Source organism: Pseudomonas mendocina (assembly GCF_003008615.1).
Lineage (GTDB): Bacteria > Pseudomonadota > Gammaproteobacteria > Pseudomonadales > Pseudomonadaceae > Aquipseudomonas > Aquipseudomonas mendocina_C.
Genome location: NZ_CP027657.1, coordinates 3,899,145 through 3,922,417 on the forward strand (window position 1 = coordinate 3,899,145; position 23,273 = coordinate 3,922,417).

Sequence of the window (23,273 nt, forward strand, 5' to 3'; positions counted from 1 at the left end):
TTCTGTCGGTTGCTAGGGCTTGGAATAGGCCGGCATTGTACGGTGCCTATACAGTGGCGTACAGGACGGGGCAGTCGATGAAGTTCGATGTGTCCGAGGTTCCAGAGGGCGGGCGCCAGATCATCGCGGTAGGGGAGGTGGAAGATGGCAGGATTGACTGCGCTTGACGTTCAGACGCTGATTCGGGCGGGGCTACCAATGGCCGAAGACATCGATCTGCGGATCGACCGGCTCGATGACGAGGGTGTGCTGGCACGGGTGCCGTTTCAGGCCAAATTGGTGCGTCCAGGTGGAACGCTCTCTGGCCCGACCATCATGGCGTTGGGTGATGCAGCCATGTATGCCGTCGTGCTGGGGCGGCTCGGCCGAGTGGAGATGGCGGTAACCTCCAATCTCAATATCAACTTTCTGGTCAAACCCAAGCCGGTGGATTTGCTGGCTGATGCACGGATATTACGCTTGAGCCGACGTCAGGCAGTTTGTGAAGTGTCGTTATATTCGGCGGGTAATGAGAGCGAGTTGGTTGCACATGTGACAGGGACTTATGCCTTACCTCTTTAATAAAGCAGAGCAGAAATAAAGAAACCCGGCCAAGGCCGGGTTTCTTTGGTGCTGCTATCGAGTAACGCTGAAGTTACAGAACGCTCAGCGGGTAGTCGATGAAGAAGCGAACTTCGTTGAAGTCACCGCTAGCGCCACCGAAGTTAGCTGCGCCGTTGGCTGCAACTTGGTCGGCGCGGGCACGGTTGAGTGCCAGACGCAGGGACAGATCCTTCGCGGCGCCGTCTTGGATCACGTACTTGGCGCTGAAGCCCAGTTCGTGTTCCTTGCCGTCGGTGCCGGCGTCGGAGGTAACGTTCCAGCCTTTGACGTAACGAGCCATGAAGCTCAGGCCAGGTACGCCGTAGCTGCTCATGTCGATGTCGTAACGAACCTGTGCGGACTTCTCGTCTTCGCTCCAGAATTCGTTGGTCACGGCGTTAGCTACCCAGACGGTACCAGCACCATCTACACCATAGGCGTAGGGGGTCTCACCGCTAGATTGTTGGTAAGCCAGGGTGACAGTGTGAGCGCCGAAGCTGTAAGCACCAGCCAAGCTCCACAGCTTGTTGTCGACCTTGTCGCCAAGCTCTTTCTCTTGACTCTTGGTGCGGTAGGCATTCAGATCGAAGTTCAGGGACTGATCATCGCTGAATGGGATGGTGTAGTTGGCGTTGATGTAGTGCTTTTTCCAGTAGTCTTCGGTGTCGGCGAAGTGGTAGCCGGCGCTGAAGTTCTCGGTGAACTGGTAGTTTGCACCTACGAGGTTGGTCGAGGTCAGTTCAACGGAGTCGCGGGCGGTTTGAACCTGGCTGCTCAGGCCGGTGAAACGACCAGCGCTCAGCTCCAGCCCTTTGATTTCGTTGCTGACCAGATAGGTACCGGTGGCAACTTCCGGCAGGATGCGGCTGTCGTCGGTGGAGAATACCGGGCTGGCCACGAACTGGTTGCCGTATTTCAGAACGGTATCGGAGATGCGGAATTTGATAGCGCCGCCAACTTCGCTCTGAGTATCTTCAGGAGTGCCGTCGCTGTCAGTAGCGAACTGGTCGGTGCCGGTACGGCCCTTGCCGCTGTCCAGTTTAACGCTGGACAGGGAGTGAGCGTCGAAACCTACACCCACGGTGCCTTGAGTAAAGCCGGACTCGTACAGCAGACGCAGGCCTAGACCGCTTTCTTCACGGTAGCCGCTCTTGTAGCCGCTAGATTTGCTGGGATCTTCAATGTTGCCACCACCATTACGGTAGTCGCGGTTGAAGTACAGGGCGCGGGTGAAAATGTTGAAGCTGCTGTCTTCGATAAAACCGTTCGACTCGGACTGGCTGGAAGCCACTGCCATTTGGCTGGTGCCCGCGGCTACTGCCAGGGCGATTACGCTCCACTTCATCACTTGCATCGTGATTGCTCCTTTGGTTTAGAAGAGTTGCGCTGCCCACTGTTTTGTTATATGGGCGGCTCTTTCTTTTTGTGTCGGCGGTAACTTATAGCACGCAGCCAATATTGGCGATAGTTGCAGTCTATTCATTGCGGCTTCGTTTATGGCTCTGTCGCATGGCCTTATGAAGAATGTCGCAAATCTGTAGTTCTGCACTTGCGTTCCGTTAATGCCGACGCCTTCGCGGTTCTGAGGTGCCTGGGACCGCTGTTATTGATCGACTGCACGGCGTGCCGAGCATTGACGAGGGAGGTAGCAAAAGTCGTGCTCAAATTCATCGGTCGTCGCTAAAACCTTGATTTTTCGGCGCGCGATCGTGCTTCGCGTGTCACCGGGGCTGGGTTTTTCAAGGGTTTGCCCGGTGTTGCTGTGCGCGATTGATACCCGCCAGACGGTCGGCGATGACGCCTTGCGCGATACCGTCAGCGGTAACGGCTGGATGCGGCTATTACGGGAGGAAACAAAATGGTGCACGCCGGCGGTGCGAATATGCACGGACTGCCTTGCCATGGTGCGTGTGGCCTGGGTGAATTGTCGTCTGCAGCCACGTATGCTTCGCTCCCATCGCGTTGTGTCGGTCAGGCACTGCGTTTGCGTGTTGGGATTGAGTGAGGAGAACCGCCATGTTCGCCCTGGATTCGCGTTTGCAGCAGGACTGTCTGCTGATCGGGGATTTCCCCCTGTGTCGTTTGTTGTTGATGAACGACTCCCATTACCCCTGGTTCATCCTCGTGCCGCGCCGCGAGGAGGTCAGCGAGTTGTTTCAGCTGGATGCCGCCGATCAGCGCCAGCTCTGGTACGAAACCACATTGCTGGCCGAGACGCTCAAGGACACCTTCGCTGCCGACAAGATGAACGTGGCCACGCTGGGTAACGTTGTCAGTCAGTTGCATATGCATGTCATCGTTCGCCGGCGTGACGACGCTGCCTGGCCTGCTCCTGTGTGGGGGCGGCACCCCGCGCAGGCCTATGCGGATGAGCAGGTGCGCCGCCTCAAGGACAAGCTGCGCCTGGTACTGACCGAGGATTTTCAGTTCGCGGGAGAGCCGGCATGAGTCTCGACGCTCGTGTGATGGAGCTGGAGAGTCGTCTGGCTTTCCAGGATGACACCATTCAGGCCTTGAACGATGAGCTGATCGAGCAGCAGAAACGCATCGAGCGCTTGCAATTGCAGGTAATGGCTCTCGCGCGACGTCAGGAGGAGGCCCAGGGGCAGGCGAGTATCGCTATAGACGAAGCACCGCCACCGCATTACTGAGGCAAACCAATGCGCCGGGAGTGATCTGGGGCAAGCGAAGGGCCGAAGGATTACGGATGCAGACAACAAAAAAGCCCGCGAGAGATCGCGGGCTTTCGTTTTTCGGTGTGATTCAGCGGCGTGAGGGCGCTGCGGCGATCACATCCTCGGCTTGCAGACCCTTGTCGCGCTGCATGACCGAGAATTCCACGCGCTGTCCTTCGATCAGCACGCGGTGACCTTCCCCGCGAATGGCGCGAAAGTGCACGAAGATGTCTTCGCCCGAATCACGGGAAATGAAGCCGAAACCCTTGGAGGTGTTGAACCACTTGACCGTACCGGTCTCGCGGTCTTCCTGGCTGCTGGGCTGGCTGGTCTGGGCCGAGCTCGAGCTACGCACGTCGTAGTGGTCAGCTTGTGGGCGCAGTTGGCTGCTCAGTTGCAGGGCAATGGCGATGACTGCGATCAGCAAGGTCAGCCATATGGCAGGCTGGCCGCCGATATTGGGCAGAGGGGCGAGCAGAATCAGGCCCTGAACGACGGCTGCGAGAATCAGCAGTGCCGATGCAAGGCCCTGCAGTTGCTGGCGGGTGCCATTCAGGCTGGCGGGTTGTTGTGCAGCAAGCAGCAGGTTGAGCAGGCCGACAAGGGCCAGGTAGATGGCGTCAGGTGTATTGAGCAATGAAGTGGAAAGGCTGGGTACGGCAGATAGCAGCAGGGCGGCGAACCCCGCGACTAGATGGGCAATCTTCAACATCTTCGATGAACTCACTGATTGAATGATGACTCACGGCTTTGCGAGGCGAGCGCGCTTTGTCGTTGACCAGATGGACGGTCATGGCGCGTGCCGGTGTGTTGCGTCGTTGCGCCTCAGAATATGAATGTGGCGCGCGACGTATTTAACAGCAAAGCAGGAGGCTTCTCAAATCAAGCGCTTAGCATGGTTTCGCTGGTGATCGGGTGAACCTGATTGCGCCCGCCACGTTTGGCTTGGTAGAGGGCATCATCTGCTCGGGTCAGCAATGATTCGAAGGTGTCGTCCACTTCGGCCAGGGCGCAGCCGAACGAGGCGGTGATGCTATCCAGTACCTGGTCGGTACGGCGAACCTTGACCCGTAAGGCCTGGATCTTGTTGCGCAGTTGCTCGGCGAAATCGAGCACTTCGGTCAGGTCGTGGCAGTCTCGTAACACGACGCAGAACTCTTCGCCGCCGTAGCGCGCGGCGAAGGCACGAGGCGGGAGCATGTCGCGCATCAGCTGCCCGACATGCTGCAGCACGCGATCCCCGAGCGGGTGGCCGTACTGATCGTTGAACTGCTTGAAATGGTCGATATCGAGAATCACCAGGGCGAGCCCCTGGTAGGACTCTTTCAGCGCCTGCTCCAGCAGGCGGGTGAAGGCATTGCGGTTGAACACGCGCGTCAGGCTATCCAGTGTCGCTGCCAGGTGCGCGCGCTCGAGCTGGCTGCGCAGGTGCTTGATTTCATCCTGGGCAGCACGCAGGCGGTAGAGGAATTTTTCCTGCTGATCCTGCATCAACTGGGTGCTCTCCTGCAGTTCGTTGAGCACGCTGGGCAGGTCGTCGATGATCGGTTCCTGCAGGGCGCTCAATCCCTGAGTGAGGCTTTGCTGGTAATTCTTGCTGCCGAGCATGTTGCGTGAGACATCGCCCTCGATGTCGTCGACCAGTTCGATTACCTGCTGTTGGCCTGCGCGTGCCTCTTCCAGTTCGCCGCGGATGATGTAATCGCGAAACAGCTTGCTGGCGGTTTCCGGGGGGAATACATCGAAATCCTCGACGACCTTGTCCAGGCGACGATTGAGTTCCGGCTCATTGCCTCGGCTGTAGGTGTACCAGAGCGCGTAATGCACCGGGTTGGGTGGAATGTCGTGGCGCATCATCAGTGGCACGGCTTGTTTGAGCAGCGCCGCAGCCTCGCGGGTTTCCTCTGGATACAGTTCGATGATGCTGGGGGGCTTGGGTGGCTGACTCATGTGCTTCGGAAACTCGCTGGCGAATGGCCAGAGCATAGATCAGGCTGGGCGTACCTGCCTAATGAAAAGGCCCGGATGACCGGGCCTTGAGCGGGATCAGGAGGCGAGCAGGCTGCGTAGCATCCAGGCGGTTTTTTCATGTACCTGCATGCGCTGGGTCAGCAGATCAGCGGTGGGTTCATCGCTGACCTTGTCCAGCAGCGGGAAGATGCCGCGCGCGGTGCGTACTACGGCTTCCTGGCCTTGAACCAGCTGCTTGATCATGTCTTCTGCGTTGGGTACGCCTTCCTCTTCCTTGATCGACGACAGGCGCGCGTATGCGGCGTAGGTGCCCGGTGCCGGGAATCCGAGGGCGCGGATACGCTCGGCAATGGCGTCGACGGCCAGTGCCAACTCGGTGTACTGCCCTTCGAACATCAGGTGCAGGGTGTTGAACATCGGGCCGGTGACGTTCCAGTGGAAGTTATGGGTCTTCAAATAGAGGGTGTAGGTATCGGCCAGTAGGCGCGACAGGCCTTCGGCAATGGCGGCGCGATCCTGTTCGGCGATTCCGATATTGATTTCCATGGTTATTCTCCTGTCAGGTGAGCCGGGGTGTCTATCCCGCAGTGTTGGGGCAAGCCTAACATGCAGGAAGTCGGGATGATCCTGGCTTGTATCAATGAAAGCGATGTTTAGAAGCTATCAGCAGTGCTCGGTTCATTTTTCACAAAGAAATCTCCCGGGCTGTGAGTGTGCCGGCGGCTTGCTCTAGAGAATTGTCGTAAGGTGGGATTCGGCCATGCGCCAGATCCGGGTTCTGTTGCAAGGCGCGATTGAATACTTCGACCCAGCGCACACTGAATTGCTGGCCGGCCAGGTTGTTGATTTCGAGTATTGCGCGGAGCAAGGGACGCTTGCTCAAGGTCTGGTGAGCGCGCTCGTGGGTACGTGCGTCGAATGTATCGACGATGTGCAGGATGAGTGCTCCTGGGGTGATTTCCATTTCGCGTAACCCCTTGGGGTAGCCGCTACCGTCGACGTGCTCCTGATGCTGTAGAACGATCTCCATGGCCGGTGCCCAGTCAGGCATGCGTTTTAGCAGGTCGCTTGCCTGGCGTGGATGCCCCTGCATCAAGCGTCGTTCATCACGGCTGAGATGAGTTTGTTTGTGTAGCAGCTCCAGCGGCAGAAAGGCCATGCCTAGGTCATGCAGGCAAACGGCGGCTGCCAGCTGTTCCGGCTTTTCTGTCTGGCCGCCCAGGGCGTTGATGCTCAGTGCCAGGTCGAGCAGGCGTAGGTTGCGTCCGTGCCAGTAGCTTGAGCGCTGTTCTGCTGCTTCGGTCAGGGCTGCGAAGAATTGCAGATCCGGGTGTGGGGCGATGCCGTGTCGGGCCAGCAGCGCGTCGGTTCGACTCTCAGCTGGGATTTGAGGGGCTTGCAGATGAGTGGTGGGATCCATCTGCTGCAGCAGTTCGCGGCGAATGTGCCCTTGTTGCGCCGCTGGTGCCATGGCGAGTGCCTGCAGCGCCTGGCACAGTTGTTCGGTCTGTATTGAGCTTGGGAGGGTGTTCGTTCTGCCCAGTGCGCGATCGATCAGTGCACGCAGGTGATCCAGGCTCAATAGCAGGATATCGCCGAGCAGGCTGTCGAATTCCAACTGCTCATTGCGAAGTGCTTCGAGCACATCCTCCATGGCTTGCGGTAGCGGCATCAGGACACTGAGATCGATGTAGCCGAGGTTGCCCTTGAGTGTGTGCACCAGGCGGAAGAGTTCGCGCAGGCGCTCGCGGCTCTTCGGTGCTCGCTCCAGTTCGATCAATAATTGTTCGCAACGTGGGAATTGCTCGGCTGCATCCAGTCGGAAGTCCTCCAGCAGATCGCTGGAGAGGTCGGCTGCGCGGGGTGAAGGCATGATGGTTCTCCCTGATGGAGGCCTCTTCATTATAGAAGCCATCCGCCAGGCGGCTGCGTCACGGCGATTTACCCTATATAATCCCGCTCTTTATCGAAGCGCGGCGCGCGGTTGGACACACGCCGCGGTGTGGCCTCTGCCCGGTGCATTGGGGGCTGCCTGACCAATCCAAGACCTTTAGAGAAGCGAAACACGATCATGATGCGCAGCCACTATTGCGGCCAACTGAACGAGAGCCTGGATGGCCAGGAAATCACCCTTTGCGGCTGGGTACACCGTCGCCGCGACCATGGCGGGGTGATCTTCCTCGATATTCGTGATCGTGAAGGTCTGGCCCAGGTGGTATTCGACCCTGATCGTGCCGACACATTCGCCAAGGCCGACCGCGTACGCAGCGAGTATGTGGTCAAGATCACCGGCAAGGTGCGCCTGCGTCCGGCGGGGGCGGTCAACCCGAACATGGCGTCTGGCGCCATCGAGGTGCTGGGTTACGAGCTGGAAGTACTCAACGAAGCGGAAACCCCACCGTTCCCGCTCAACGAATACACCGATGTCGGCGAAGAAACCCGTCTGCGCTATCGCTTCATCGACCTGCGCCGCCCGGAAATGGCCGAGAAGCTCAAGCTGCGTTCGCGCATCACCTCGAGCATCCGTCGCTACCTGGACGACAACGGTTTCCTCGATGTGGAAACGCCGATCCTGACCCGCGCCACGCCGGAAGGCGCGCGTGACTATCTGGTGCCGAGCCGCACCCACGCCGGTAGCTTCTTCGCCCTGCCGCAGTCGCCGCAGTTGTTCAAGCAGCTACTGATGGTCGCCGGCTTCGATCGTTACTACCAGATCGCCAAGTGCTTCCGCGACGAAGACCTGCGTGCCGACCGCCAGCCGGAATTCACCCAGATCGACATCGAGACCAGCTTCCTCGATGAAAAAGACATCATGGATATCACCGAGACCATGGTGCGCAACCTGTTCAAGGAAGTGCTGGATGTCGAGTTTGGCGAGCTTCCGCACATGACCCTGGCCGAAGCCATGCGTCGTTTCGGTTCCGACAAGCCTGACCTGCGCAACCCGCTGGAGCTGGTGGATGTCGAGGATCAGCTCAAGGACGTCGAGTTCAAGGTCTTCGCAGGTCCAGCCAATGACCCGAAATGCCGTGTCACTGCACTGCGCGTACCGGGCGGGGCGAGCATGCCGCGCAAGCAGATCGACGATTACACCAAGTTCGTCGGTATCTACGGTGCCAAGGGGCTGGCCTATATCAAAGTCAACGAGCGCGCCGCTGGCGTCGAAGGCTTGCAGTCGCCGATCGTCAAGAACATCCCGCTGGACAACATCAATGTCATCCTCGATCGCGTTGGCGCTGTCGATGGCGACATCGTGTTCTTCGGCGCCGACAAGGCCAAGATCGTCAGCGAGGCTCTGGGCGCGCTGCGCATCAAGCTGGGTCATGACCTGAACCTGCTCACCTGCGAGTGGGCACCGCTGTGGGTCGTCGACTTCCCGATGTTCGAAGAGAACGACGATGGCAGCCTGACCGCCATGCACCACCCGTTCACCTCGCCCAAGTGCACCCCCGAGGAGCTGGAAGCCAATCCGGCCGCCGCACTGTCGCGTGCCTACGACATGGTGCTCAACGGCACCGAGCTGGGTGGCGGTTCGATCCGTATCCATGACAAGGCCATGCAGCAGACCGTGTTCCGCGTGCTCGGCATCAGCGAAGATGAACAGCAGGAGAAGTTCGGCTTCCTGCTCGACGCGCTGAAGTACGGTGCGCCGCCCCATGGTGGCCTGGCCTTCGGCCTGGATCGCCTGGTGATGCTGATGACGGGCGCTCAGTCGATCCGCGAAGTGATCGCCTTCCCGAAAACCCAGAGTGCGGCCTGCGTCATGACCCAGGCGCCGGGTGTGGTGGACGGCAAGTCGCTGCGCGAGCTACATATCCGCCTGCGCGAGCAACCCAAGGCCGAATAAGCCTGTACAAGAAGCCTGGATTTCCAGGCTTCTTCGTTATGGGGCATGCACGACCGTGCCCTGGCATTTATCAGTGGAAAAAACGGAGTGAGTTATGGCTGGTCATTCCAAATGGGCCAACATCAAGCACCGCAAGGGGCGTCAGGACGCCAAGCGGGGCAAGATCTTCACCAAGCTGATTCGTGAGCTGACGGTCGCCGCCAAGCACGGTGGCCCGATCCCGGCGGACAACCCGCGTCTGCGCCTGGCTGTGGACAAGGCGCTGACCAACAACATGTCCCGCGACGTGATCGACCGCGCCATCGCCCGCGGTGCCGGCAACAACGAAGCCGACAACGTCGTCGAGTTCAGCTACGAGGGCTATGCGCCAAGTGGTGTGGCGATCATCGTCGAAGTGATGACCGACAACCGCAACCGTACCGCCGCCGAAGTGCGTCATGCTTTCACCAAGTGTGGTGGCAACTTGGGTACCGACGGCTCGGTCGCCTACATGTTCGAGCGCAAGGGGCAGATCAGCTTCACCTCTGTGGACGAAGATGCGTTGATGGAAGCGGCGCTTGAGGCGGGTGCCGATGACGTGGAAATGGGCGAGGAGGGCGCTGCCCTGGTGTCGACCAGCTTCACCGAGTTCCACGCGGTGATCGAGGCTCTGGCTGCAGCCGGTTTCAAGAGCGGCGAGGCTGAGATCGCCATGATTCCGTCAATCAGTGCGCCGATCACCGATCTGGAAACCGCACAAAAGGTCTTCAAGCTGATCGATATGCTCGAAGATCTGGATGACGTGCAGAACGTCTACCACAACGCCGAAGTTTCCGACGAGATCATGGAGCAGCTCGGCTGAGGTAGCCTGGCCTGGGTGCAATCCGGGACATATTTTCCGGGTGCGGTCGGGTTATTTAATAAAGAAGCCGGAAGCGCTGCGCAGCGTTTCCGGCTTTTTTCGTCGGGCGGCGCGACTTTTAACCATGAGTGGCGGATGACGGCGTGCAGGGCGCCCCGTATACTCGCCAACTGGATAAATAGACAGTTGCTGATATGACCTTGATCCTCGGAATCGACCCAGGCTCGCGCATCACCGGTTACGGTGTGGTGCGCGATACCGGGCGTGGCTGCGAATACGTGGCATCAGGCTGCATTCGCACCGGCAACGGGCCGTTGGCCGAGCGCCTGCAGATCGTTTTTCGTGGTGTCAGCGAGGTGATTCGTGCGCATGGGCCGGTAACCATGGGTATCGAGCAGGTGTTCATGGCACGCAATGCTGACTCGGCGTTGAAACTTGGCCAGGCTCGCGGCGCGGCAATCGTTGCGGCAGTAGAGGCGGGCCTGGAGGTCAGCGAGTACACCGCCACGCAGGTCAAGCAGGCAGTAGTGGGTACTGGTGCGGCGGACAAACAACAGGTGCAGATGATGGTCATGCACCTGCTCAAGTTGGTGCAGAAACCGCAGATCGATGCCTCCGACGCCCTGGGTATCGCCTTGTGCCACGCGCACCACCGACAGAGTCTGATCCCCCATGGGTTGGCCGGCGCCAAGCGGCGCGGCGGTCGTCTCCGTTTATAGAGCAAGTGAAGGAACAAGCCGGTGATCGGACGTTTGCGCGGTAATCTGGCGGAGAAACAGCCTCCGCATTTGCTTCTGGATGTAAATGGCGTTGGTTATGAGCTGGAAGTGCCGATGACCACCCTTTATCGTCTGCCCTCGGTGGGGGAGCCGGTAACCCTGCACACCCATCTGGTGGTGCGCGAGGACGCGCATCTGCTCTATGGCTTCTTCGAAAAGCGTGAGCGTGAGCTGTTCCGCGAACTGATTCGGCTCAACGGTGTGGGGCCGAAACTGGCTCTGGCTTTGATGTCGGGGCTGGAGGTCGATGAGCTGGTACGTTGCGTGCAAGCTCAAGATACCGCTGCGCTGGTCAAGGTGCCTGGTGTGGGCAAGAAAACGGCCGAGCGCCTGCTGGTCGAACTCAAGGACAGGTTCAAGGCCTGGGAGTCGATACCGTCCATTGCACCGCTGGTGGTTGAACCTCAGTCTGCTCTGGCAGTCTCAAGCGCGGAGAATGATGCCGTGAGCGCGCTGATTTCCCTGGGATATAAGCCCCAGGAGGCCAGTCGAGCCGTGGCTGCAATCAAGGAAGATGGCTTGAGCAGTGAAGATTTGATACGTCGCGCATTGCGCGGCATGGCGTGACAAGGTCGATGGAAGTATTGCGATGATCGAAGCCGATCGCCTGATTACCGCCAGCCCGCGTGAGCGCGAGGAACAGCAGGATAGGGCCATCCGCCCCCTGAAACTGGCCGAATACATCGGCCAGCCGAGTGTGCGCGAGCAGATGGAGCTGTTCATCCAGGCTGCCCGCGGGCGCAAGGAGTCGCTCGACCATACGCTGATTTTTGGCCCGCCGGGTCTTGGCAAGACCACGCTGGCCAATATCATCGCCCAGGAGATGGGGGTTTCGATCAAGAGCACTTCCGGCCCGGTACTCGAGCGCCCTGGTGATCTGGCTGCGCTGCTAACCAACCTGGAGTCCGGCGACGTGTTGTTTGTCGACGAAATCCATCGCCTCTCGCCCATCGTCGAAGAGGTGTTGTACCCGGCCATGGAAGACTTCCAGCTCGACATCATGATCGGTGAAGGCCCTGCGGCGCGCTCGATCAAGCTGGATCTGCCGCCCTTCACCCTGGTTGGTGCCACCACTCGCGCCGGTATGCTGACCAACCCGCTGCGGGATCGTTTCGGCATCGTGCAGCGCCTGGAGTTCTACGGTATCGATGACCTGGCGACCATCGTCACCCGCTCTGCCGGAATCCTCGGTTTGCCCATTGAGGATCAGGGCGCCTACGAGATTGCCCGTCGCGCGCGTGGTACGCCGCGTATAGCCAACCGTCTGTTGCGCCGCGTGCGCGATTTTGCCGAGGTTCGTGGGCGCGGGCACATAACCCGCGAAATCGCCGACCTGGCTCTGAACCTGCTGGATGTCGACGAGCGTGGCTTCGATCACTCCGACCGTCGTCTATTGCTGGCCATGATCGAGAAGTTCGACGGTGGGCCAGTTGGTGTCGACAGCCTGGCGGCAGCGATCAGCGAGGAGCGCCACACCATCGAGGATGTCCTCGAGCCTTACCTGATCCAGCAGGGCTACATGATGCGCACACCTCGCGGTCGAGTGGTCACGCGTCATGCCTATCTGCACTTTGGTCTGAACACGCCGAAGCGCCTGGGTGAGCAGCCCAATGCCGATCTTTTTTCAGCAGGTGATGAATGACGAAAAAATTGTTACCAGGCCGGATTGGCAAGCGACAGGCCGGGGACTAGAGTATGCGCGCGCAAAACGGAGTCCAGCCGTTCAGCCACCATTGCCGGGTCTACTACGAAGACACCGATGCGGGTGGCATCGTCTACTACGTCAATTACCTCAAATTCATGGAGCGGGCTCGCACCGAGCGCTTGCGTGAGCTGGGTTATGCCCAGTCGACGCTCGCGGGTGAGGGCCTGTTGTTCGTCGTGCATTCGGCCGAGGCGCGCTACCACGCGCCGGCGCGGCTGGATGACGAGTTGTTGATCAGCGCTGATGTAATCGAATTGAACCGTGCCAGCCTGCGTTTTCGTCAACAGGTCAGGCGGGCTGCGGATGATGTGCTGCTCTGCGAAGGGCAGTTTCTGGTGGCCTGTGTGCGCGCCGACAACTTGAAACCCCGGGCTATCCCCGAAACCCTGCGACACGCGTTCGCCGGGACGCAGGCGCCGGGTTTAATTGCAGCAGGAGAGTAAGCGTGGAAGCTAACGCCGTTGACCATATGTCGATGTGGAGTCTGATCAGTAACGCCAGTCTGGTGGTTCAGTTGGTGATGCTGACCCTGGTGGCCGCCTCGGTCATTTCCTGGGTGATGATCTTCCAGCGTAGCAATGCGCTGCGCGCAGCAAAGCGTGCCCTTGACAACTTCGAGGATCGCTTCTGGTCCGGCATCGATCTGTCCAAGCTGTATCGCCAGGCGGGTAGCAACCCGGATCCGGATTCGGGCCTGGAGCAGATCTTCCGCGCCGGCTTCAAGGAGTTTTCTCGTCTGCGTCAGCAGCAAGGCGTCGATCCAGATGCGGTGATGGATGGCGTGTCGCGCGCCATGCGTGTGGCCATCTCCCGTGAAGAGGAAAAACTGGAAACCGCTTTGCCATTCCTCGCTACCGTCGGCTCCACGAGCCCTTATATCGGTCTGTTCGGTACCGTTTGGGGCATCATGAACTCCTTCCGCGGCCTGGCTCAGGTGCAGCAAGCCACTCTGGCCACCGTAGCTCCGGGTATTGCCGAGGCGCTGATTGCCACGGCCATCGGCCTGTTCGCCGCCATTCCGGCGGTCATCGCCTACAACCGTTTCTCCGCCCGTGGCGAGATGCTGATCGGTCGTTACTACACCTTTGCCGACGAGTTCCAGGCCATCCTGCACCGTAAAGTGCATACCTCGGAAGAATAAGACGCGCGAAGAGGATAGGTTCTAGCCATGGCGAGAATTCGCAAGAGACGCAAGCCGGTAGCCGAGATGAACGTGGTGCCCTACATCGACGTGATGTTGGTACTGCTGGTCATCTTCATGGTCACCGCACCGATGCTCAACCAAGGGGTCAAGGTCGATCTGCCCAAGGTCAGCAGCGAAGCGCTGCCTCAGGACAATGACGCGCAGGTGCTGACTATTTCCATCAAGGCCGACAAGACCTACTACTGGAACATGGGGAGCGAGGTCGACGTCGACACCGAGCAGGAGCGCGCCTCCACGCTGCCGCAGATGACTCAGGCGGTAACGGCGATCATTGCCGAGAACCGCCGCCAGGGTAAGCAGGTGCAGGTATTCGTGCGCGGCGACAAGTCGGTCGATTACGGCACCGTGATGGCGGCCATGGGCGGTCTGCAGCAGGCCGACGTGGGCAACGTCGGATTGATTACCGAGGCTCCCTGATGCAGCAAACCGAGCGCTCGCAATCGGAAAGCTACTTCTGGCCCATCGTCTGGGCCGTGGGTTTGCACGTCCTGATGTTTGCCATGCTGTTCGTCAGCTTTGCCTTCACCCCCGAACTGCCTCCAGCGCGTCCGGTGGTACAGGCTACGCTGTATCAGTTGCAGTCACAGAGTCAGGCCACCACACAAACCACGCAGAAGGTGGCGGGTGAGGCACAGAAAACCTCGGCGCCGCAGTTCGAAACCGAGCGGCTGGAGCAGAAGAAGGCCGAGGAGCAGAAGGTAGCGGCAGCCAAGGCCGCGGAACAAAAGCGTGCCGAGGAAGCTCGAAAGGCCGAAGTAGCCAAGGCTGACGCAGCGAAGAAGGCCGAGGCTGAGAAAGCTGCCGAGCAGAAGCGCCAGGCCGATATTGCCAAGAAACGCGCCGAAGACGAAGCGAAGAAAAAGGCTGCTGAAGAGGCCAAGAAGAAGGCCGCTGCAGAAGAAGAGAAGAAAAAAGCGGCAGCCGCCGAGGCAGCGAAGAAAAAAGCTGCTGAGGACGCCAAACGCAAGGCTGAAGATGCACGGCGCAAGGCAGCCGAGGATCAGAAAGCGGCTGCGCTGGCTGAGCTGCTGTCAGACAACGTGCAGAACCAGCAGGCGCTGGCCGAGACGCATGGCGACCAGGTGGCGGGTAACCTCGACGACCTGATCATCAAGCTGATCACCGAGAACTGGCAGCGGCCGATGTCGGCGCGTCGGGGCATGAGCGTCGAGTTGCTGATTCAGATGCTACCCGACGGAACCGTGACCAACGCCAGCGTATCGCGCTCCAGTGGTGATGCGCCGTTCGACAATTCCGCCGTCGCCGCAGTACGTAACGTCGGGCGTATTCCCGAGATGCAACAATTGGATCGCGCTACCTTCGACCGTATGTACAGGCAGCGTCGCGTCATTTTCAAACCGGAGGATTGAGCTCTGTGAATACCCTGATTCGTACCGCCCTGCTGGGGTTGGTGATGCTGGTCGGTAGCGTCCAGGCGGCCGACCCGCTGGTGATTTCCCAAGGTGCTGACCGCGCCACTCCGATTGCCGTGGTGCCGTTCGGCTGGCAAGGCGGCTCGGTGCTGCCCGAGGACATGGCCGAAATCATCGGCAATGACCTGCGCAACTCCGGTTACTTCGAGCCCATTCCGCGGCAGAACATGATCAGCTTGCCGAGCCAGGCCAGCGAAGTGATCTACCGCGACTGGAAAGCGCTCGGTGCTCAATACGTGCTGGTGGGCAACATGGTGCCCAACGGTGGCCGTCTGCAAGTGCAATACGCGCTCTTCAACGTCAACACCGAGCAGCAGGTCATGACCGGCAACGTCGGCGGCGGCACCGATCAACTGCGCGATATGGCTCACCACATCGCCGACCAGTCGTTCGAGAAGCTGACCGGTGTGAAAGGTGCCTTTTCTACTCGTCTGCTCTATGTGACCGCAGAGCGCATGGGAACCAATAATACGCGTTATACCCTGCAGCGTTCCGATTACGACGGTGCCCGTGCAGTGACCCTGCTGCAGTCGCGTGAGCCGATCCTGTCGCCGTCGTTCGCGCCCGATGGCCGTCGTATTGCATACGTCTCCTTCGAGCAGCGTCGTCCGCGCATCTTCGTGCAGCACATCGATACCGGTCGCCGCGAGCAGATCACCAACTTCGAAGGCCTCAACGGTGCGCCCGCCTGGTCGCCCGATGGCAGCCGCCTGGCATTTGTACTGTCCAAGGACGGCAACCCGGAAATCTACGTGATGGACATGGGGAGCCGGCAGATGCGCCGAATCACCAACCATTACGCCATTGATACCGAACCCTTCTGGGGCAAGGACGGTCAGACCCTTTACTTCACCTCTGATCGTGCGGGGCGTCCGCAGATCTACAAGACCAACATCAATAGCGGGGCAGTGGAGCGAGTGACCTTCGTCGGTAACTACAACGCCAACCCGAAATTGTCGGCTGACGAGAAGACGCTGGTGATGATCCATCGCCAGGACGGTTTCACCGTGTTCAAGGTGGCCGCCCAGGATCTGGAAACCAACCGTCTGCGCATACTTTCCGACACAAGTTTGGATGAGTCGCCCACTGTTGCGCCCAATGGCGCCATGCTAATCTACGCCACCCGCCATCAGGGTCGGGGAGTCTTGATGTTAGCGTCCACCAATGGTCGCGTTAGGCTCCCTCTTCCTACCGCTCAAGGCGAAGTTCGAGAGCCTTCTTGGTCCCCTTACCTGAACTGATGCGGTGCTACACCTTATTTTTGCTTAACACAACTGGGGTTCATTAGGAGTTACATGATGGAAATGCTGAAATTCGGTAAGTTCGCTGCACTGTCCCTGGCTCTCGCCGTTGCCGTAGGTTGCTCCTCCAAAGGCGGCGACGCTGCTGGTGAAGGCGCTGTCGACCCGAACGCTGGCTACGGCGCCAACACTGGCGCTGTTGACGGCAGCCTGAGCGAAGAAGCTGCTCTGCGCGCTATCACCACCTTCTACTTCGAGTACGACAGCTCCGACCTGAAAGCCGAAGCCATGCGCGCTCTGGACGTACACGCCAAGGACCTGAAAGGCAACGGCGCTCGCGTCGTTCTGGAAGGCCACGCTGACGAGCGCGGTACCCGTGAGTACAACATGGCTCTGGGCGAGCGTCGTGCCAAGGCCGTTCAACGCTACCTGGTTCTGCAGGGCGTTTCCCCGGCTCAGCTGGAACTGGTTTCCTACGGCGAAGAGCGTCCGGTTGCCACTGGCAACGACGAGCAGTCCTGGGCTCAGAACCGTCGCGTAGAGCTGCGTAAGTAAGCTGCCATGCGTGATTGCCGCCGTATCCTGACCCTTCTGACACTCGCCTTGCCGCTCGCGGCAGTGGCGGAGGTTCCCGTACTGGAAAGCAGCTCCATGCAACAGGGCAGCAGCTATCCACCGGCGGGTTATGGTACGGCCGGCTCCTACGCCGGAGCGGGTGCGCAAGCGCCCGCTTCTGCGCAGGGTATGCTGTTCAATCAGCTCGAGCAGATGCAGCAGGAAATTGCGCAACTGCGTGGCATGGTCGAAGAGCAGCAGAATGAAATCCAGCGCCTCAAGCAGGAAGGCCTGGAGCGTTACCAGGATCTGGATCAACGTATTTCTTCCGGTGTTGCCGCCGGTGGAGCTCCCGCACAGAATTCAGCCGATGGCGCGGTAAACGCCAGTGGCACTCCGACGCCGCCTGCCGCGCAGCAGCAGGCCAGCGCTGAGCCGGGTGATCCGGCCAAGGAAAAACTTTATTACGACGCCGCCTTTGACCTGATCAAGGCCAAGGATTTCGACAAGGCGTCGCAGGCATTCACCGCCTTTCTCAATCGTTATCCCAACAGTCAGTACGCCGGCAACGCTCAATACTGGTTGGGCGAAGTGAACCTGGCCAAAGGTGATCTGCAAGCGGCTGGTCAGGCGTTTGCCAAGGTCAGCCAAGGCTATCCGAGCCACGCCAAGGTGCCGGATTCGCTGTTCAAACTGGCTGATGTAGAGCGCCGTCTGGGTCACAACGACAAGGCGCGTGGCATTCTTCAGCAGGTTATCGCGCAGTATCCGGGTAGTTCGGCTGCGCAATTGGCTCAGCGAGATTTGCAACGCCTGTAAGCCCTGACTCGAAGAACGAACCCGCGCTTGTCGCGGGTTTTTCTTGTCCGTCATTCGGGCACTTCAATTAGAATGCCTGCTCGCGTGGCGGGCGCGGTTTCAGCTCGGCTGATGTCCTTGCCTACACGTCTCGTCGAATGCGGGCTCAGGCCTGTGTTCCTGTCTTTTAACGCAACGGAGGCGGATGGCCTGTTTCGTCATCACGCCCGTGGCTACCATGCAAGAAACCCTGCGCATCACCGAGATTTTCTACTCGTTGCAGGGGGAAACGCGTACTGCCGGCTTGCCGACGGTATTCGTACGCCTTACCGGCTGCCCCCTGCGCTGTCAGTACTGTGACACTGCCTACGCCTTCAGCGGCGGTGAAATCGTCACCCTGGACAGCATCGTCGACCAAGTGGCCGCCTACAGGCCACGCTACGTCTGCGTTACCGGCGGCGAACCGCTGGCTCAACCCAACTGTATTCCCCTGCTTACACGTCTGTGCGATGCCGGTTACGAGGTGTCGCTGGAAACCAGTGGCGCGCTCGATGTGTCGGCGGTCGATTCGCGGGTCAGCAAGGTGCTCGACCTGAAGACGCCTGGTTCGGCCGAAGTGCAGCGTAACCGCTACGAGAATATTCAGTGGCTGACTCGTAATGACCAGGTCAAGTTCGTCATCTGCTCGCGTGAGGACTATGACTGGGCGGTATCCAAGCTGATCGGGCATGACTTGGCCGCACGTGCCGGCGAGGTACTGTTCTCGCCCAGCCACCAGCAGGTCGATGCCCGTGCACTGGCCGACTGGATAATCGCGGACAACCTGCCGGTACGGCTGCAACTGCAGCTACACAAGATTCTCTGGAACGACGAGCCGGGACATTGAGCATGAGCGAGAAAAAAGCGGTAATCCTCCTTTCCGGCGGCCTGGATTCGGCCACCGTAGTGGCGATGGCAAAGGCCGAAGGCTACAGCTGCTACAGCATGAGTTTCGATTACGGGCAGCGCCATCGCGCCGAGTTGCAGGCAGCCGAGCGTGTGGCGAGGCAGTTGGGTATGGTCGAACACAAGGTGATCGGCCTGAATCTCAACGGTATTGGTGGTTCGGCACTGACCGACAGCAGTATCGCAGTGCCTGAATCGCCCACCGAGGGGATTCCTTCGACTTACGTGCCAGCACGCAACACGGTGTTTCTGGCGCTCGCGCTGGGCTGGGCCGAGGTGCTGGAAGCGCGCGAGATCTTCATCGGCGTCAATGCTGTGGATTACTCGGGTTATCCCGATTGCCGTCCGGAGTTCGTCGACGCCTTCGAGCGTATGGCCAATCTGGCGACCAGGGCTGGCGTGGAGGGGCAGGGCTTTACCATTCGCGCGCCGCTGCAGCAGATGAGCAAGTGCGAGATCATCGAGGCGGGGATACGTCTGGGCGTGGATTATGCGCTGACTGTTTCCTGCTACCAGGCTGATGACGATGGCCGAGCTTGTGGCAAGTGCGACAGTTGCCGCCTGCGTGCGGCCGGTTTCATCGCTGCTGGTGTGCCTGACGTCACCCGCTACTTCTGAAAAAGTTTTTGCGAAGTGTTGATTTCCTGAATTAAATCAGTATCATGCGCCTCGCGTTGGGTCGTTAGCTCAGTTGGTAGAGCAGTTGGCTTTTAACCAATTGGTCGTAGGTTCGAATCCTACACGACCCACCAACCTTCCCCTCAGTGTCACCTCTCCCCTGATTTCCGTATTCGCCCGTTCTTCCTGGTTTTCTTGGGGAGGTATACTCGGTGCGCCGGATAATAATCAGAGCCTGATGACATGACGCAGATTTCCGAACGACTCCTCGTTCAAGCCCACCTCGATGCCAAGCAGCCAAAGCCGCTGACGGTCGAGGAGGAGGCCTTCTACCGCCGCGAAATCGCCGCTGAACTGAAGAAGCAGAACGCCGTTTTGGTGGCGCACTATTACTGTGATCCGGTAATCCAGGCGCTCGCCGAGGAAACCGGTGGCTGCGTCTCCGACTCTCTGGAAATGGCCCGCTTCGGTAACCAGCACCCGGCACAGACCGTGGTGGTGGCCGGCGTCAAGTTCATGGGTGAGACAGCGAAGATTCTCAACCCGGAGAAACGTGTGCTGATGCCCACGCTGGAGGCGACCTGCTCGCTGGATCTGGGCTGTCCGGTAGATGAGTTCTCGGCTTTCTGCGATCAGCATCCGGAGCGTACCGTGGTGGTTTATGCCAACACCTCGGCCGCGGTGAAGGCGCGGGCCGACTGGGTGGTGACCTCCAGCTGCGCGCTGGAGATCGTCGAGAGTCTGATGGACAACGGCGAGACCATTCTCTGGGCACCGGACAAGCATCTGGGCAACTACATTCAGCGCGAGACTGGTGCCGACATGTTGCTGTGGGATGGTGCCTGTATCGTTCATGAGGAATTCAAGTCCAAGCAGTTGCTGGACATGAAGGCGCTGTACCCGGATGCCGCCATTCTGGTGCACCCCGAGTCGCCACAGAACGTGGTCGAACTGGCAGATGCCGTGGGCTCTACCAGTCAGCTGATCAAGGCGGCGCAGACCCTGCCGAACTCGACCTTCATCGTTGCCACCGACCGTGGCATCTTCTACAAGATGCAGCAGCTGTGCCCGGACAAGACTTTCATCGAGGCACCGACCGCTGGTAACGGCGCTGCCTGCCGCAGCTGCGCGCATTGCCCGTGGATGGCGATGAATACGCTGGAGCGCGTGCTGACCGGCTTGCGTGAGGGCACGGGTGAAATACACGTCGACCCGGCGCTGATTCCCAAGGCAGTCAAACCGCTCAAGCGCATGCTCGATTTTACCCAGGCGGCTCGGATGAAGGTCGCCGGTAATGCCTGACCGCTAGCAGTCAAAAAGAAGCCCAGCAAATGCTGGGCTTCTTGTTTTATGTGGTTCGCTCAGTCTGCCCAATTTTCCGGTTCGTTGACCACATTGAGCAGTGCACGCAAGCGGCCGTAGTCGCGACCATTGAAAGCGAAGGCCAGGCGGGTCAGATCGCATAGTTCCGGTTCGTCCCGTTCTTGCTCGCAGTGAGGCTGTTGGGTGAAGCCTCCTTCCTTGCATAGTACGGAGAAGTCGCTGTGCAGTTTCTCCAGAGCCGCTTCATTGAGTGGGTGGTTGAGACGAATCACGAAGCGATCCTTGAGCCAGCGACTGGAATGGAAGTTGCGATAGAACCGAGCAATTTCATCCACTGCTTCCTCGGCGCTGTAGACCAGATGCATCAGGTTGAGATCGGTGGGCAGGATATAGCCGTTGTCGCCAAGCTGCCTGCGAATGAAACCGAGTGCGTCTTCCCAGTAGCTGCCGCCCGGCTGATCGAGCAAGACCACCGGCACCAGCGGGCTCTTGCCGGTCTGGATCAGCGTCAGTACTTCCAGCGCCTCGTCCAGGGTGCCGAAACCACCAGGGCAGAGTACCAAGCCATCGGCTTCCTTGACGAAGAACAGTTTGCGCAGGAAGAAGAAGTGGAACGACAGCAGATGGTGACTGCCACGCATCGTGGCGTTGGCAGTTTGCTCGAAGGGCAGGGTGATATTGAAGCCCAGACTGTTTTCCGTGCCGGCGCCTTCGTGAGCGGCAGCCATGATACCGCCGCCTGCGCCGGTGACCACCATCAGGTCGCGGTGTGCCAGTAATGCGCCGAGTTCGCGAGCCTGCCGGTACAGCGGGTGATCGGCGGGGGTTCGCGCCGAGCCGAATACCGTAACCTTGCGTCGGCGCTTCAGTTGCTCCAGAACGCCGAAGGCATGCTCCATCTCACGCAGGGTCTGCAGCATGATCTTGGCGTCCCAGCGGTTGCGATCCGCCTGGGCCATGTGGATCACGGTGCCGAGCATTTCTCGATATAGCTGAAGATTCGGGCTGTTGCCGGGGGCTGCCAGCGCCACCAACTCGTCCACTTTGCTGCTCAGGTCGACTTCGCTGGTTTGTACGTGGCGCGACAGATAGTCGTCCGCTTCATAGGGCATGGAAACTCTCCTCTTCTTGACCAGCGAGATGCTTCAAGGCATCTCGCGTTGGTCGGTTCCTTGATTATGGAGTCTCCCGGAGCTTGCCACAGTCAGTTTGCCGTTTCGCTGCCGGCTTTTCGTAAGTGCCGGTTACAGGGCGATCTGTTCGCCCGGTTCGGGAATGTTGGCGATCCAGTTCAAGCGCTCGCGCAGGGCCTGCTGCAGGGCCTGCATCTTCTCCAGCTCGCCGTGCACCAGGTACAGCTCGGGGTGATGACCGAACTGGCTGGCCCAATCCAGCAGTTGCGCCTGCCCGGCATGTGCGGAGAAGCCGCCGAGGGTATGCACCTTGGCCTTAACCGCGATGCGCTGGTGCAGCACCTTGACCGTCTCGGCTCCGTCTACGATGAGGCGGCCGAGCGTGCCCTTGGCCTGAAAACCCGGGAACACCAGGTGGCAGTTCTCGCGCCAGAGGTTGTGCTTGAAGTGATGCACGATGCGCCCGCCATTGCACATGCCGGCGCCAGCGATGATGATCGCGCCGCTCTTGATTCGGTTGATCGCCATCGATTCTTCGGCTGTTGGCGTGCAGCGCAGAATCGGCAGCCAATCTTCGACGCGCTTGACGCTTTTGGCTGCCAGCGCCGCGCGATCTGCAGCAGCGAACTGTTCGTGGAAGCGGCTGTAGATGGTATTGGCGCGAATGGCCATGGGGCTATCGAGGAACACCGCCTGCTGCGGCAGCCGACCTTCCTGATAGAAACGACCGAGGTAGTAGATCAGATCCTGGGTGCGACCGACGGCGAACGACGGAATCAGCACATTGCCACCTTCCTTGTGAGCCTGCTGCAGTATGTCAGCCAGTTCTTCCAGGGTTTCGTCGCTGGGGCGGTGATCGCGGTCGCCATAGGTCGACTCCATCAGCAGTACGTCCGCCTGTCTCAGCTGTGTAGGTGGCTGCATAAGCGGCGAACAGGTATTGCCCAGGTCACCGGAGAACACCAGATGGCGGCGCAGGTGGTGATCTTCCACCTGCATCTCGACGATGGCCGAACCCAGGATGTGGCCGGCGTTATGGAAGGTGACCTGCACGCCCTTGGCCACTTCCACCGGCTCGCCATAAGCATGTGGTCGGCGCTGGCTGAGCGCCTGCTCGGCATTGGCGATGGTGTATAGCGGTTGAACCGCCGGTTTGCCCTGACGCGCTCGCCAGCGGTTTTCCCACTCGGCGTCCTTTTCCTGCAGGAAGGCAGAATCCAGCAGCATCAGCTCGAGCAGTTCGCAACTGGCGTCGGTGGCGTGAATCGGGCCGCGATAACCCTCAGCCACCAAACGCGGTAGCAGGCCGCTGTGATCCAGGTGCGCATGGGAGATCACCACTGCATCCAGGCTGCTCGGGTCGAAGGGGAAGCTGCTACGGTTCTGATCTTCTTCCTGTCGGCGGCCCTGATGCATGCCGCATTCGAGCAGCACCTTGGCTCCGTCGCGGCTCTCCACGAGGTAGCAGGAGCCGGTGACTTGCTGGATCGCGCCGATGAAGGTGAGCAGGGCCATGGGTCTATCCTTGTCGTGGTGATGAAACGAGTCTGCCGTATATATCCCCGGCAGGCCTTGATGCAGATCAGCCGGCGCTTTTCCCAGGTGCCTAGACTGGCGGCGAAC

General features: G+C 59.7%; 26 protein-coding genes and 1 tRNA gene. 19 read left to right on the forward strand and 8 right to left on the reverse strand.

The features are described 5' to 3' along the window. Positions 1-153 precede the first annotated feature (153 nt). Positions 154-561, forward strand: coding sequence for a PaaI family thioesterase (locus C7A17_RS18110; protein ID WP_106743020.1), 408 nt, complete (start codon positions 154-156; stop codon positions 559-561). A 73-nt stretch (positions 562-634) separates the two neighbouring features. Here C7A17_RS18110 and C7A17_RS18115 read toward each other — a convergent pair whose 3' ends face one another. Both C7A17_RS18115 and C7A17_RS26805 read right to left on the reverse strand, forming a co-directional pair. Then, entirely contained in the window at positions 635-1,936 is a 1,302-nt protein-coding gene (locus C7A17_RS18115; protein WP_106739324.1) for an OprD family porin, read from the reverse strand. A gap of 249 nt (positions 1,937-2,185) precedes the next feature. Beyond that, a complete protein-coding gene (locus C7A17_RS26805) occupies positions 2,186-2,470 on the reverse strand; it encodes a hypothetical protein (RefSeq protein ID WP_158704681.1) in 285 nt (94 codons plus the stop codon). A gap of 128 nt (positions 2,471-2,598) precedes the next feature. Here C7A17_RS26805 and C7A17_RS18120 point away from each other — a divergent pair, with 128 nt between their 5' ends. Beyond that, positions 2,599-3,030, forward strand: a complete 432-nt coding sequence (locus C7A17_RS18120; protein WP_106739325.1) for an HIT family protein — start codon at positions 2,599-2,601, stop codon at positions 3,028-3,030. Beyond that, entirely contained in the window at positions 3,027-3,233 is a 207-nt protein-coding gene (locus tag C7A17_RS18125) for a SlyX family protein (protein WP_106739326.1), read from the forward strand. Before C7A17_RS18120 ends, C7A17_RS18125 begins: the two co-directional genes overlap by 4 nt. Positions 3,234-3,345: 112 nt before the next feature. On the opposite strand, the gene C7A17_RS27355 is transcribed toward C7A17_RS18125, so the two are convergent. The 4 genes from C7A17_RS27355 to C7A17_RS18145 form a co-directional block, all read right to left on the reverse strand. After that, the gene (locus tag C7A17_RS27355; RefSeq protein ID WP_106739327.1) at positions 3,346-3,969 is read right to left on the reverse strand and encodes a cold-shock protein; all 624 of its coding nucleotides are present in this window, start codon (positions 3,967-3,969) and stop codon (positions 3,346-3,348) included. Between the two features lie 170 nt (positions 3,970-4,139). After that, positions 4,140-5,207, reverse strand: a complete 1,068-nt coding sequence (locus tag C7A17_RS18135) for a GGDEF domain-containing protein (protein ID WP_106743022.1) — start codon at positions 5,205-5,207, stop codon at positions 4,140-4,142. Positions 5,208-5,303: 96 nt separating this feature from the next. Beyond that, positions 5,304-5,774, reverse strand: coding sequence for a Dps family protein (locus C7A17_RS18140; RefSeq protein ID WP_106739328.1), 471 nt, complete (start codon positions 5,772-5,774; stop codon positions 5,304-5,306). A gap of 139 nt (positions 5,775-5,913) precedes the next feature. Further along, on the reverse strand, positions 5,914-7,101 hold the full coding sequence (locus C7A17_RS18145; RefSeq protein WP_106739329.1) for an HD domain-containing phosphohydrolase: 1,188 nt from the start codon (positions 7,099-7,101) through the stop codon (positions 5,914-5,916). A gap of 198 nt (positions 7,102-7,299) precedes the next feature. On the opposite strand from C7A17_RS18145, the gene aspS reads away from it, so the two are divergent. The 16 genes from aspS to nadA all read left to right on the forward strand — a co-directional run bounded on the left by aspS (position 7,300) and on the right by nadA (position 20,496). After that, positions 7,300-9,075, forward strand: coding sequence for an aspartate--tRNA ligase (gene aspS / locus C7A17_RS18150; RefSeq protein ID WP_106739330.1), 1,776 nt, complete (start codon positions 7,300-7,302; stop codon positions 9,073-9,075). A gap of 94 nt (positions 9,076-9,169) precedes the next feature. Next, positions 9,170-9,916 (forward strand): YebC/PmpR family DNA-binding transcriptional regulator, encoded by a 747-nt coding sequence (locus C7A17_RS18155; protein ID WP_106739331.1) that lies wholly within the window; start codon positions 9,170-9,172, stop codon positions 9,914-9,916. A gap of 194 nt (positions 9,917-10,110) precedes the next feature. After that, the gene (gene ruvC, locus C7A17_RS18160) at positions 10,111-10,635 is read left to right on the forward strand and encodes a crossover junction endodeoxyribonuclease RuvC (protein WP_106739332.1); all 525 of its coding nucleotides are present in this window, start codon (positions 10,111-10,113) and stop codon (positions 10,633-10,635) included. A 21-nt stretch (positions 10,636-10,656) separates the two neighbouring features. Then, on the forward strand, positions 10,657-11,262 hold the full coding sequence (gene ruvA / locus C7A17_RS18165; protein ID WP_106739333.1) for a Holliday junction branch migration protein RuvA: 606 nt from the start codon (positions 10,657-10,659) through the stop codon (positions 11,260-11,262). Positions 11,263-11,284: 22 nt separating this feature from the next. After that, positions 11,285-12,337, forward strand: coding sequence for a Holliday junction branch migration DNA helicase RuvB (gene ruvB, locus C7A17_RS18170; RefSeq protein WP_106739334.1), 1,053 nt, complete (start codon positions 11,285-11,287; stop codon positions 12,335-12,337). 53 nt (positions 12,338-12,390) lie between these two features. Then, entirely contained in the window at positions 12,391-12,843 is a 453-nt protein-coding gene (gene ybgC / locus C7A17_RS18175; protein ID WP_106739335.1) for a tol-pal system-associated acyl-CoA thioesterase, read from the forward strand. 2 nt (positions 12,844-12,845) lie between these two features. Beyond that, positions 12,846-13,541, forward strand: a complete 696-nt coding sequence (gene tolQ, locus C7A17_RS18180) for a protein TolQ (protein ID WP_106739336.1) — start codon at positions 12,846-12,848, stop codon at positions 13,539-13,541. A 27-nt stretch (positions 13,542-13,568) separates the two neighbouring features. After that, positions 13,569-14,021, forward strand: coding sequence for a protein TolR (gene tolR, locus C7A17_RS18185; protein WP_106739337.1), 453 nt, complete (start codon positions 13,569-13,571; stop codon positions 14,019-14,021). After that, positions 14,018-14,974: a cell envelope integrity protein TolA gene (gene tolA / locus C7A17_RS18190; RefSeq protein ID WP_106739338.1), complete on the forward strand. Its 957-nt coding sequence runs from the start codon at positions 14,018-14,020 to the stop codon at positions 14,972-14,974. Before tolR ends, tolA begins: the two co-directional genes overlap by 4 nt. Before the next feature lie 5 nt (positions 14,975-14,979). Next, positions 14,980-16,278: a Tol-Pal system beta propeller repeat protein TolB gene (gene tolB, locus C7A17_RS18195; RefSeq protein WP_106739339.1), complete on the forward strand. Its 1,299-nt coding sequence runs from the start codon at positions 14,980-14,982 to the stop codon at positions 16,276-16,278. Between the two features lie 57 nt (positions 16,279-16,335). Then, positions 16,336-16,833, forward strand: coding sequence for a peptidoglycan-associated lipoprotein Pal (gene pal / locus C7A17_RS18200; RefSeq protein ID WP_003241687.1), 498 nt, complete (start codon positions 16,336-16,338; stop codon positions 16,831-16,833). 6 nt (positions 16,834-16,839) lie between these two features. Next, positions 16,840-17,652, forward strand: a complete 813-nt coding sequence (gene ybgF, locus C7A17_RS18205; protein WP_106739340.1) for a tol-pal system protein YbgF — start codon at positions 16,840-16,842, stop codon at positions 17,650-17,652. Between the two features lie 217 nt (positions 17,653-17,869). After that, positions 17,870-18,517, forward strand: a complete 648-nt coding sequence (queE, locus tag C7A17_RS18210) for a 7-carboxy-7-deazaguanine synthase QueE (RefSeq protein ID WP_106743024.1) — start codon at positions 17,870-17,872, stop codon at positions 18,515-18,517. A gap of 2 nt (positions 18,518-18,519) precedes the next feature. After that, a complete protein-coding gene (gene queC, locus C7A17_RS18215; protein WP_199796342.1) occupies positions 18,520-19,194 on the forward strand; it encodes a 7-cyano-7-deazaguanine synthase QueC in 675 nt (224 codons plus the stop codon). A gap of 58 nt (positions 19,195-19,252) precedes the next feature. Beyond that, positions 19,253-19,328, forward strand: a tRNA-Lys gene (locus C7A17_RS18220). Positions 19,329-19,437: 109 nt separating this feature from the next. Continuing rightward, positions 19,438-20,496: a quinolinate synthase NadA gene (gene nadA / locus C7A17_RS18225; protein ID WP_106739342.1), complete on the forward strand. Its 1,059-nt coding sequence runs from the start codon at positions 19,438-19,440 to the stop codon at positions 20,494-20,496. A gap of 59 nt (positions 20,497-20,555) precedes the next feature. On the opposite strand, the gene C7A17_RS18230 is transcribed toward nadA, so the two are convergent. Next, positions 20,556-21,629 carry an LOG family protein gene (locus tag C7A17_RS18230; protein ID WP_106739343.1) on the reverse strand — a complete coding sequence of 358 codons (1,074 nt, stop codon included), beginning with the start codon at positions 21,627-21,629 and terminating at the stop codon, positions 20,556-20,558. A gap of 132 nt (positions 21,630-21,761) precedes the next feature. Further along, on the reverse strand, positions 21,762-23,165 hold the full coding sequence (locus C7A17_RS18235) for an MBL fold metallo-hydrolase RNA specificity domain-containing protein (protein ID WP_106739344.1): 1,404 nt from the start codon (positions 23,163-23,165) through the stop codon (positions 21,762-21,764). Positions 23,166-23,273 lie beyond the last annotated feature (108 nt).